The following is a 10,894-nucleotide window of genomic DNA, read 5'->3' as shown; positions in this document are numbered from 1 at the left end:
CAATCAAATTTACTGTATGGATTGTATGGAGCTGATGGCGCATATCCCGGATAACTTTGTGTCACTGATCCTGACCGATCCGCCCTATGGCATCGCATACCAGAACCATTTTGCCAGACAGCCCCATGAAATATTGGATGGGGATCACGGGATTGATTATGAACGCTTTGCGTGGGAAAGTTACCGCATTTTGCGGGACAATTCCCACGCTTATTTTTTTACCCGGTTTGACTGCTATTCTTTTCATTACGACTGTCTGCGAAAAGCAGGATTTACGGTAAAAAACTGTCTGGTGGTGGAGAAAGGAACACTGGGCGGCATCGGTGATCTGAAAGGCAGCTATGCCAATAATTCAGAATGGATCATTTTCTGCCAGAAAGGACGGCGATTGTTTCAGCAGACACAATTACTGGAGAACCGTAAAAAAGAAGGCACACTGTTCCATAAAGGCAGAGAACCAAGTAAGAAGTACAAGACGAGGTTCCCTGCCTGCTGGTTTGGAGAGGAATATCCCAAGGCAACCTACAATGCCACATGGCAGAAGAAACATGGCATTTACCATCCAACCGTAAAAAATGTGGAGTTTTTGTCGTGGCTGATCCAGATTTCCAGTACCAGAAAGGAACTGGTCTTTGACGGTTTTATGGGGACTGGAAGCACTGCTTTGGCTGCCTTGGCAAACGGCAGGGATTATTTAGGTGCAGAGATCAATGAGGCATATTTTAAGATTACGCAAAAACGAATAAAGGAGGTATTTTCAAATGTCTAATATTCAATTTCGCTCCGCAGAGCATAGAGATTTCTTTCTGGAAAACATGAGTAAGTGCAGAGTCAACGACTGCTATCACCGGGCATTTTTCTATGTCATGGGGATTGCTTCGGAAACAAGGGCAAATATCAGCCAGATGTTTGACTTTAAGAATGACTGTATCGAGCCGGATGGGATGCACGGCGGATGGCAGACCAGCGGAACTGTTAGGGTTTGCCGCCTTGCCTTTAACCTCTGGAATGGGTACACCGACATGGACAGCCCCCAGTCTTTTACACCGGAAGATCTGTTCTGTTGTGAATTTGCCCCCTACTTGATGGAGGGCATCAAGGTCAGGTATCCCGAATATTGCAGGGATCTTCCCGCACCCAGAAAACAAAACGAATTGTCACGCTAAGAAAGGAGAAACCCATGAAAAAATATCAATCTATGATCTGTATTGCTGCCGCCGTGTGCCTTTTAGGTACGGCGGCATTTTCTGTTTATCACATCTATGATCACTATGCACAGCTGGACGAGCAGACCGAAGTATTTGATGAGATTGCAGAAGTGGTGGCACAGGCTCCCGATGAAGAACCGGTTCCTGATGATGTTCCCGTCAGCGAGGGTGAAGATATCCTGTCCAAATATAAGGAGTTGTATTTACAAAATGAAGATATGGTGGGCTGGATTTCCATTTTCGGCACGTCTATTAACTACCCTGTTATGCAGACGAAGGACGAACCGAATTATTATCTTAAACACAATTTTGAGAAGCAGTACAGTGATTTAGGTACTCCGTATATTCAGGAAAACTGTGACCTGCTTACCAGTGATAATCTCATCATTTACGGACACCACATCAGCGGTAACCGCATGTTTGGAGCTTTGGAGGATTATAAATCCAAAAGCTTTTATGAAGAACACAAAACCATTCAGTTTGATACCCTGACAGAACAGGCAGAGTATGAGATCGTTGCTGTATTTAAGACAGTCGCTTACAGCTCCAGCGGCTACCGCTATTATGATTTTGTAGATGCCAAGAATGAGGAAGAATTTAATGCCTATATCCAAACGTGTAAAGAGCTTGCCCTGTACGATACGGGTGTTACCGCAGACTATGGCGACAGGCTGATTACCCTTTCTACCTGTGAGTATTCGGCCACAAATGGCAGGCTTGTCGTGGTAGCAAAAAAGACTGCATGAGGAAAGTACAGCTTCTAAGAAAGGAGGGCTTCTATGGCAGATATTAAAACCAGAGATGCAGTCAAAGGCACGATTAAGACCATAGATAAAGCCGCCGTTGCTTCAGAGCGTATGAAAGCTGCCTATGCAAAGACAAAGGAGAAAGCGGAAGAAGGATATTACGCCAATGAAGGCTCTGCTACGGAATATGCTGCGGATAAGATCTCCTATGCTTCTGACCGGGTAAAAGATGAGGGTATCCACCAGTTCAATAAGCAAGGGCAAAAAGGCGTTAAGACCACCAAAGAAACTGTCGTTAAGGCAAAGGACAAAATGGCTGATTTTAAGCAGAAGCGGGCTGCCAAAGCTGCTGAGCAGAGGTCAGCAAGAAATGTATCTGGACAGAACGGCTTGCAGATCCATCGTGGAACTGCAGGCCGTTCTTCTGTTATTTCAGATGCTTCTGTCCAGACCATAAAAACATCAACAGATACCCAAAAAACGATTAAGCAGTCCGCCAGAAGCGCAGGAAAAACCGTTAAGACAGCGGCAAAAGGCTCTGTAAAAACAACCGAAAGAAGTGTAAAAACAGCACAGGTGACTTCCAAAGCGGCCATTAAGACCACACAGCAGGCTACCAAAACCGCACAGGCAGCGGCAAAGGCTTCTGCCAAAACCGCACAGAAAGCAGCGCAGGCGGCAAGAGCATCCGCAAAGGCATCTGCAGCGGCGGCTAAAACAACCGTCAAAGCCACCATAGCGGCTGTAAAAGCGATCATTGCAGGAACAAAAGCATTGATAGCAGCGATTGTTGCAGGCGGCTGGATCGCAGTAGTGATTATTCTGATTGTGGTATTGCTTGGTTGTGCGATCTCCCTGTTTGGCGGCGGCAGTGAAAGCACTTCTTATACTCCGGTCAGTGCCGAGGTAGAAGCTTATGAACCGCTGATCCAGAAATATGCAAAGCAGCATAGGATTCCTGAGTATGTAGAGCTTATCAAGGCGGTCATGATGCAGGAGTCTGGAGGACGGGGAAACGACCCCATGCAGGCATCGGAATGTGGGTATAACACACAGTACCCAAATACACCAAATGGCATTACAGACCCGGAATATTCCATCAATGTCGGTATCCAGAATTTAGCTGCCTGTCTGAATGCCGCACAGGTGGAAAATCCCGTGGACATGGATCGGATCAAACTGGCCCTGCAGGGATATAACTTCGGAAATGGCTATATCACATGGGCACAGAACAATTATGGTGGTTACACTTATGCCAATGCAGTTGAATTTTCCACGATACAGGCAGAACGACTGGGATGGGACAGCTATGGCGATACCCAGTATGTTTCCCATGTGTTGCGCTATTATCCCTTCGGACGGGCATTTACCAGCGGTGGAAATCAGGCGATTGTAGAAGTTGCTCTGACGCAGCTTGGCAATGAAGGTGGTCAGCCCTACTGGTCGTGGTATGGATTCAACAGCCGGGTGGAATGGTGTGCCTGCTTTGTTTCGTGGTGTGCGGAACAGTGTGGCTATATCGAAGGCGGATTTATCCCGAAGTTTGCAGGATGCATCAGCGGTGCAAACTGGTTCAAGGAACAGAACCAATGGCAGGACAGAAACTATGAGCCTACGGCGGGAGACATTATTTTCTTCGATTGGGAAGGCGATGGTTTAACCGATCATGTAGGTATTGTAGAGAAATGCGAAAACGGAGTTGTCTACACCGTAGAAGGAAATTCCGGTGATGCGGTAAAACAGAGACAATATACGATTGGAAGCAGCTCTATTTATGGATATGGTGTTCCAGCCTACTAAAAATCAGCAAAAGAAAACCAGAGGATTTTATTCCTCTGGCTCTTTTGCCATACATAACCCGTTCACAGTTGCTTCTATGACGGACAGTTCTCTATCATTAAGTTTGTCGAGCTGTGCGTCTAAGCGTCTGCGGACGGAACTTTTCTTCACTTCTTTTTCAGGAAATATGTATTCATCAACAGACACATCGAACATGGTAATCAGCTGAATAAACAGCTCAATACTTGGGTGTTGTCCCTCATTTTCAATGGACTGAATGTGTCGTGGAGCATACCCAATGATCCCGGCAAGTTGCTCCCTGGTCATCCCTCTGGCTTCACGGGCTTTTTTGATTGCCTGTCCAATGGGCATAAAATCAAAGTCAAAATCGTTGTTTCTTTCGTCCATAAGCTCACCACCTTGTAGCAATATAATGTTACTTTTATATTGTACAGAGGTGAGAGTTCTTATGAAACGATGTGTCATTTCTTGCGACAAGAGATTATACATCTTATCGGTAGAAATATAGATTCATACTATGAAACTTGTGTTGTTCGAGCACAAGAACTATAATGTACTTTGCGGAGGCGTGCTATGAATTATATGACCTTGAAAGAAGCAAGTGAAAAATGGGACGTGACCCCTCGACGGGTAAATTACTATTGCGCGGGTGGCCGTATTCCCACCGCTGTTAAAATGGCTGATGTTTGGTTGATCCCACAAAAGACAGAAAAGCCAATGGATAGACGCCATAAAAGTTCTCAGAGTGTTAGCTCACGCAAGAATGAATTGAGGCAATTATGAAAATGAGCGATATTCTGTTTCCGGTGCATACACGTGAACGAAAGCTATATTTGTGCTTTCTCGGCTAAGACCAAGCATTATTTGATTTAGTGTTTTTGGAGTTAAGTTGCTCCATATTAAAAATGTTCCTGTAATTGTTATGGCTAGGTTGGTTTAATAGTCTTTCCGAAGAAAAACAACTGGTCGTAAGAGCCATTCCATTTGATTTGTTGGATTCAAGTGGTATTTCTACAACAGAGGATTCCGTTTTCATGGGGTTATTTGTTGAAAGAACTTAGGTCCAGTTCACTATTGTTTATCAAATTTTGGATAATGGTAACCAGATAGTTATTTGTCTTTTCACTTTCACATTTTTCACCAGAATCCATATTCGAACCCCCGCTCTGTAAGGGATGGGAAAATTAAGATATCATAGAAACAGAGGGCTTGGTTAAATAGTTCCAAGCCTCCTGTTATATAAGTCTATTTTTGTGTGTTTATTTCTGAGTGTGAATCTTTTTTGTGCTGTATCTGGAAATTAAAGCGGAAACTGAGAGTGTTCCCGCTTCGGCTGCTGGGAATGCCAACCATAGGCCATCCATGCCTAAAATAGTTGCTGGGAGAATGGAGAGAAATAGAAGTAATAAAGAAAATGAACGAAGCGAGGTGATAACCGCAGCCCATTTTCCCCATTTATATGCAATCAAGCGGATGGCGCAGAAGATATTGATGCCAGCAAAAAGATATCCCAAACCATATATTCTCATTCCACGGACTGCCATGGTGAAAACTTCTGTTTGACGATTGGCAAAAACACCTACCGCGAGGGGTGCCAAAAAGTAAGAGGCACAGTATAGAACAATTGGGAGCAGTGAAACAAGACGGTACGAGTATTGCTCCAGACATCGGCAGGCGGTATAATTTTTGCGTCCCAGTTCAAAACTTAATAAGGGCAAAATGCCGGAGGAGTACCCATAGTAAATTCCCAGAAAAATAAACTGTAAATACATAATAATGGAAACTGCAGCCACTCCATCCTTTCCTGCAAAGGACAATGCGGTTCTGTTAAACACAACTGTCGTAACGGCAATGGCGACTTGATCAACCAATTCTGAACTTCCGTTGACGGCACATATTAATCCTTCTTTCAAAGACAATCCCGAAATAGAAAAGGAAATCTGATTTTTCCCTTTTGTAAAATACAAAATCCCAAGAATCATAGATACTGCCAAGCCGATTATTGTTGCCAAACCAGCACCGAAAATTCCCCACTTGAATAGGCCCACAAAGATAATATCCAGAATAATATTAGTGATACCGCCTGCAGCTGATATGAAGAAAGACTTTTTAGGCGCCCCGTCAGCTCGGATATAGGCAACTATTAAATCCTTTCCAACTGCAATAGGAGCGCCAAACAGCCAGATTTTAGCATATATTTCACAGCTTGTTAAAGTAGACGGTGTTGCGCCCAGAAATTGCAGCCACGTTTCAAGCTTCCAGATGCACACCCCAGCAAACACACCGCTCAGAAAAAAGGCATACAGTGCAGATATCGTACACTGTTCACCGGCTTTTTTTGAATTTCCACTTCCCAATGATACAGCTGCAAGAGCACTACCACCGATGCCAAACATCATCCCGATTCCAGTCAAAATGTTGACCAACGGGTAGACAATATTGATGGAAGCTAAAGCATCCGTGTCAACCCAAGCGGCAACACATACTCCGTCCACAATCGTGTACATAGTTGTAAAAAGTGAGGTAAAATAGGTTGGCAGCACAAAAAGGATCACCTCACGAAAAGAGATGTTTTCTTTGTAGTATTTTGAATTCATACAAACGCCTCCTTGTTTAAGTCTATACCTTGAAGTACCTTGAAGGTCAAGAACCATTATGCTATAATTAATAGACAGGAGGATGATGTTTATGGAACGACGATTTCAGATCGGAGAAATAGCAAAAATGTTTGATATTGCGTCGTCAAAGCTCCGTTATTGGGAATCCCAAGGAATTTTGGCTGGGTGTCGAAATAAAAAGAATGGGTACCGGGAATACGATGTTTCAGATCTGATGACGATTTCTGATGTTATTTTTTATCAAAGTCTTGGACTTTCTCTAAAACATATTTCAGAAATAGAGCTGCTCAATTTGCCTGACCACAACACGTTGTGCCAGCAACAAATGGCTGAATTGCAAAAGCAGCAACAAGAAATCGAAGGTCGGATTCGAAAATTGCAATGGCATATTGATGCGTTAAATGAAATTACATTTCTACGAGAGAAGCCATATACACTGGAAACAATGGAAACTTTGTGTATTGTTCCCTTCGAACTGATTGAAATAGAAAAACTGCGCCAGTATATTGAGAATCCCTATTTATACTCCCGTGTACAGCACACAAAAACCTTGCCAGCGGAACGGCGGGGGCTGGCAGTCCCTACTTGTGAACGTGAACAGTACCCGGAGATCCTGTGGCATGGAAGCGGCACGTTTGCTGTATGTCTGATGCGTGAACAAATCTGCCCTGGATATCCCAATGATTTACAGTATCATATGGAGCAAATTCAGAAGAGCCATCAAACGGGGTATATTATTAGTCGTTTCTTGACCTGTGGTGCTGAAAATGGGATTCCCTACGATTTTTATAAGACATATATTGAAATTACTGAATGATATCTGCCTTTATATAAACTTTATAGCCCATGATATACATTCTATCGTGGAAACGAGGTGTAACATATGAAGATTTTAATTGTTGAAGATGAAGAAAAGCTACGTAATTCCCTTGCAGAGGGATTGCGTTTGAAAGGTTATGCCATTGATGTAGCTGCGGATGGAGAACTTGCAGATGAAATGGCATTTTGTGAAAACTATGACCTCATCATCCTGGACTTGAATTTGCCAAAGGTAGATGGGTTCTCTGTGCTTCAAAATTTTCGGAGAGAGAAGCAAGATGTGCCTGTGCTAATCCTGTCCGCCAGGGATGGAATTGCGGATAAGGTAACCGGGCTGGATCTCGGAGCAAATGACTATTTGACCAAACCTTTTCATTTTGCAGAATTGGAAGCGCGTATTCGCTCGCTACTGCGGCGAAAAACTGTTGTAGAAAATACTATTTTATCCAGCGGCTCTCTCTGCTTTGATACTGTTTCAAGAATCACCTCTGCCGCAAATCGTCCAGTTTCTCTGACAACAAAAGAAGCTGCGCTGCTGGAATATTTGTTGCTACACAAAGGCAGAGTTATCAGTCTGGAAGAACTGCTCGAACACGTTTGGGATAGCAACGCGGACACCTTTTCCAACTCTATCCGAGTTCATATGTCTTCTCTGCGCCGAAAACTGAAAAAACAGTTAGGATATGACCCCATTCAAAATATGATTGGTAAGGGTTATGTGATTCGGGAGGAAAACTGAATTATGAAAAGGAAAATGTCACTAAAAATCAAGTTGACAATTATGTCAGTGGTGATATTAACAACAATGTGTATTGCTTTGGCTGCCTCTACTATTTTCATAGCAGATTCAATCGTAGCTGCAACGCTCACTACACCTGCCAAATCTATAGGGCCTTCCACAGAGGTCACTGTTACGCAAGACAGTGTTCCTTCTGTTGATGCGGCACTTGGCCAATTTCGAGGAAATACAATAGTTGTCATGATTTGCTTGATTGTGTTTGGATCTGTATTGACGTATGTGTTCGCTTCTAAAACCCTAAAACCATTGGAACACTTAACCGAAACAGTCGATAATATTAACATCAATAACCTGGATGAAAACATCCCGATTCCACATACAGGAGATGAGGTGGATCGCTTAACGCAGTCCTTCAATGATATGACAACCAAGCTTAATCAGTCTTATCAGGTGCAGAAAAACTTTTCAGCGAACGCTGCCCATGAGCTTCGTACTCCTCTTGCCATGCTTCAAACACAAGTGGAAGTGTTCCAGATGAAATCCGACCGCAGTGCGACGGAGTATAATGCTCTGCTGCAAAGTATCACGGAAAGTACAGATCGGCTGTCTCATCTGGTAAATGACCTTCTGAGTTTTACCAATGAACAAGAGATTGATCTTTCATATCCCGTGGATCTGCGTTCTTTGTTGGACGAAACTGTTTTTGAATTGGAGGAGGCTGCCGAAGCAAAGCAAATTCAAGTTACGGTTTCCGGAGAAGGCACTGTTTATGGAAATGACAGTCTTTTGCAGCGGGCGTTCTACAATTTGATTACAAATGCAATCCGTTATAATGTGGATGGCGGCTGCGTAGATATTCAGATTGAATCTTCACGTGTTATCATTTCTGATACAGGGATTGGAATTCCAGACGAAGCAAAGCCTAATATTTTCAACACCTTTTTCTGCGTAGATAAATCACGCAGTCGGGAATTGGGCGGCAGCGGTTTGGGCCTTGCGATCGTCAAAAATATTATCGAAAAACATAACGGCTATATCTATGTCAAGAACAACCTCCCCCAAGGTAGCGTATTTGTTGTTGGATTTGATAAAAAAGAGTTTGAATAAGGAACCCGCAAGAGAGCGCCTGAAGATTTTTCTTCAGACGCTCTCTTTATATGAATTTTATATCCTCGTTTCTATAATTGATTTGTAAGCGTTTATCGCTTAAATATCAATTTATTAAAGGAGACCTGAACATGAAAAAATTTATCGCCTTGTTTTTGGCACTTACTATGGCCCTAAGCCTCGCAGCATGCGGTGGTCAAAATGCCAACCTCCCCAATGTTGGTTCTTCAGACAACAGCAGTTCCAATTCCAGCAGTGACCTTTCTTCGGAAAATGGTGGTGGAGCAACAGCTGCTGGCGGGACTGGCACAGCAAATGCATGTAGCGTCCCGCTGCCTACCCCGTATGCGCTCTATGAAGAACTTTCCCAGTACACCGAATTTACCTATGACTATCTCGGTTTTTCCTATAAACTGCCCAAGGAACTCCAGGAGAAACTGGTCGCTGGCGAGATGTCGCTCTATATTGATTCCAACTGGATGTCCAATGGGCGTGAGTTTAACTATACGATGCTGTACTTCCAGGTCGCAGAGGACAAAAATCTTACCGAGGATATGTTGATGGGAGAAACCGATGACGCATATTTTCAGTGGCTTTCTACCACAAAACGCGTTGGTACAATCACCGTGATTCACAGCGACTATTTGAAAGATAATGCCATCGAGAGTATTACAGGCTGTGAGGAGAATGAAGAAATTGGAAAGTCTTCCGATGGCCAGTATGTGTTTTACCGCGGCACCAATCCCGTAGACAATGTAACGGAACTGTTCAGCGCCATAGAGATTACAACTTTTGACCCCAAAGTAATCCCGGAAATTGAACCCGGTACCTGTGTTGCAGTCAAGCTTTTGGAGGGCGATCGCAAATAAAATATCCTCGTTTGATGTGCCGTTTATAACGGTCACATACACATACTTTATATAAACTTTATATGTCCTCCTGTATACTGATTTCAGATCAGGCAATACAGGAGGACATTTGGTCTGAAAATAGACGATGTTGTATGACTCAATCTCAAGCGTCTGGGGCACAAGGGGGATATGGAAGCTAATGAACGAAAATCGATGTTGGGTAAATGATGTTGAGCAAATTGTTTCGTTTTCTCCCATCTCTGGTGCGAAGCAAAAAGAGTTTGCCAGCCGTGATGAATTGATGCAATTTGTACTTGAGGTCATAGGGATCAAACATTATCGAGTACGATAACAAAGCCAAAAATAAAGGAGCATTCTATCATGAAAAAAGTCATAACACTAATTTTAGCCTTAACTATGGTATTCAGCCTCGCTGCCTGCGGAAATACTGCTGGAAACGATACGGGGGTCTCTGCCTCCGGCGATGATACATCGCAATCTCAGCCTCCGGCAACAGAATTTGAACCTATTCCTCTGGGTGAGTTCTCCGCACAGGATTTTAGTGGGAATACCGTCACAAAAGATATTTTTGCAGATTATGATTTGACGATGGTCAATCTTTGGACCACGACCTGTGGTTACTGTATCGAGGAAATGCCTGTCTTGAATGAATTGCGGAAGGAATTCCAGGATGACGGCATTAGCTTCAACATTATCAGTGTTTGCATGGATGTTGGAAACACGGATGAAATCAATGATGCCAATCTGAAGAAGGCCCAGGAGATCATTGAAAAAGCCGGCGTAGAATATCCCAACTTGATTCCGGACAGTGTACTTTTGGAAGGTCGTTTGAAGGGGATTCAAGCATTTCCGGAAAGCTTCTTTGTAGACAGTGAAGGGAATGTTGTCAGTGAGCCGTATGTCGGTGCATTGCCCAAAAACCACTGGCGTGTGACCATGAACAATGAAATTGACAAATTGAAACAAGCCGAAACGGAGGAGTAAT

Annotated in this window: 13 protein-coding genes; 11 read left to right on the top strand and 2 right to left on the bottom strand. The window is 43.5% G+C overall.

Annotation, left to right across the window (positions count from 1 at the left end):
- Window positions 1-16 precede the first annotated feature (16 nt).
- From EV212_RS06260 to EV212_RS06245, 4 genes are read left to right on the top strand one after another with little or no spacing between them, the layout of a single operon-like run.
- Window positions 17-769 (top strand): DNA-methyltransferase, encoded by a 753-nt coding sequence (locus tag EV212_RS06260; RefSeq protein ID WP_132090502.1) that lies wholly within the window; start codon window positions 17-19, stop codon window positions 767-769.
- The gene (locus EV212_RS06255; protein WP_132090499.1) at window positions 762-1,166 is read left to right on the top strand and encodes a DUF6075 family protein; all 405 of its coding nucleotides are present in this window, start codon (window positions 762-764) and stop codon (window positions 1,164-1,166) included. Before EV212_RS06260 ends, EV212_RS06255 begins: the two co-directional genes overlap by 8 nt.
- A 14-nt stretch (window positions 1,167-1,180) precedes the next feature.
- Window positions 1,181-1,954, top strand: coding sequence for a class B sortase (gene srtB / locus EV212_RS06250; protein ID WP_132090496.1), 774 nt, complete (start codon window positions 1,181-1,183; stop codon window positions 1,952-1,954).
- A gap of 33 nt (window positions 1,955-1,987) precedes the next feature.
- Entirely contained in the window at window positions 1,988-3,754 is a 1,767-nt protein-coding gene (locus tag EV212_RS06245) for a lysozyme family protein (RefSeq protein WP_132090493.1), read from the top strand.
- A gap of 27 nt (window positions 3,755-3,781) precedes the next feature.
- Here EV212_RS06245 and EV212_RS06240 read toward each other — a convergent pair whose 3' ends face one another.
- Window positions 3,782-4,141, bottom strand: a complete 360-nt coding sequence (locus tag EV212_RS06240) for a helix-turn-helix transcriptional regulator (RefSeq protein ID WP_004607553.1) — start codon at window positions 4,139-4,141, stop codon at window positions 3,782-3,784.
- Between the two features lie 186 nt (window positions 4,142-4,327).
- On the opposite strand from EV212_RS06240, the gene EV212_RS06235 reads away from it, so the two are divergent.
- Window positions 4,328-4,537 carry a DNA-binding protein gene (locus EV212_RS06235; protein WP_132090490.1) on the top strand — a complete coding sequence of 70 codons (210 nt, stop codon included), beginning with the start codon at window positions 4,328-4,330 and terminating at the stop codon, window positions 4,535-4,537.
- A gap of 476 nt (window positions 4,538-5,013) precedes the next feature.
- Here the strand turns inward: EV212_RS06235 and EV212_RS06230 are convergent, their stop codons facing one another.
- Window positions 5,014-6,351 carry an MATE family efflux transporter gene (locus EV212_RS06230; protein WP_132090487.1) on the bottom strand — a complete coding sequence of 446 codons (1,338 nt, stop codon included), beginning with the start codon at window positions 6,349-6,351 and terminating at the stop codon, window positions 5,014-5,016.
- 82 nt (window positions 6,352-6,433) lie between these two features.
- On the opposite strand from EV212_RS06230, the gene EV212_RS06225 reads away from it, so the two are divergent.
- From EV212_RS06225 to EV212_RS06205, 6 genes are all read left to right on the top strand, one after another.
- Window positions 6,434-7,189, top strand: a complete 756-nt coding sequence (locus EV212_RS06225; protein WP_243115487.1) for a MerR family transcriptional regulator — start codon at window positions 6,434-6,436, stop codon at window positions 7,187-7,189.
- A 66-nt stretch (window positions 7,190-7,255) separates the two neighbouring features.
- Complete coding sequence (locus tag EV212_RS06220) at window positions 7,256-7,930, top strand: response regulator transcription factor (RefSeq protein WP_132090484.1); 675 nt, start codon at window positions 7,256-7,258, stop codon at window positions 7,928-7,930.
- A 3-nt stretch (window positions 7,931-7,933) separates the two neighbouring features.
- Window positions 7,934-9,037: a sensor histidine kinase gene (locus EV212_RS06215; RefSeq protein WP_132090481.1), complete on the top strand. Its 1,104-nt coding sequence runs from the start codon at window positions 7,934-7,936 to the stop codon at window positions 9,035-9,037.
- Between the two features lie 131 nt (window positions 9,038-9,168).
- Window positions 9,169-9,906 carry a hypothetical protein gene (locus EV212_RS06210; protein WP_132090478.1) on the top strand — a complete coding sequence of 246 codons (738 nt, stop codon included), beginning with the start codon at window positions 9,169-9,171 and terminating at the stop codon, window positions 9,904-9,906.
- A gap of 181 nt (window positions 9,907-10,087) precedes the next feature.
- Window positions 10,088-10,240 carry a hypothetical protein gene (locus EV212_RS13465; RefSeq protein ID WP_165873319.1) on the top strand — a complete coding sequence of 51 codons (153 nt, stop codon included), beginning with the start codon at window positions 10,088-10,090 and terminating at the stop codon, window positions 10,238-10,240.
- A gap of 29 nt (window positions 10,241-10,269) precedes the next feature.
- The gene (locus EV212_RS06205; protein ID WP_132090475.1) at window positions 10,270-10,893 is read left to right on the top strand and encodes a TlpA disulfide reductase family protein; all 624 of its coding nucleotides are present in this window, start codon (window positions 10,270-10,272) and stop codon (window positions 10,891-10,893) included.
- Window position 10,894: the final 1 nt, after the last annotated feature.

Origin of the sequence: Frisingicoccus caecimuris (genome assembly GCF_004340975.1) — a bacterium.
GTDB classification, from domain to species: Bacteria; Bacillota; Clostridia; order Lachnospirales; family Lachnospiraceae; genus Frisingicoccus; species Frisingicoccus caecimuris.
Note: the sequence above shows the minus strand (reverse complement) of the source record. Positions and strands in the feature narration are given on the sequence as shown.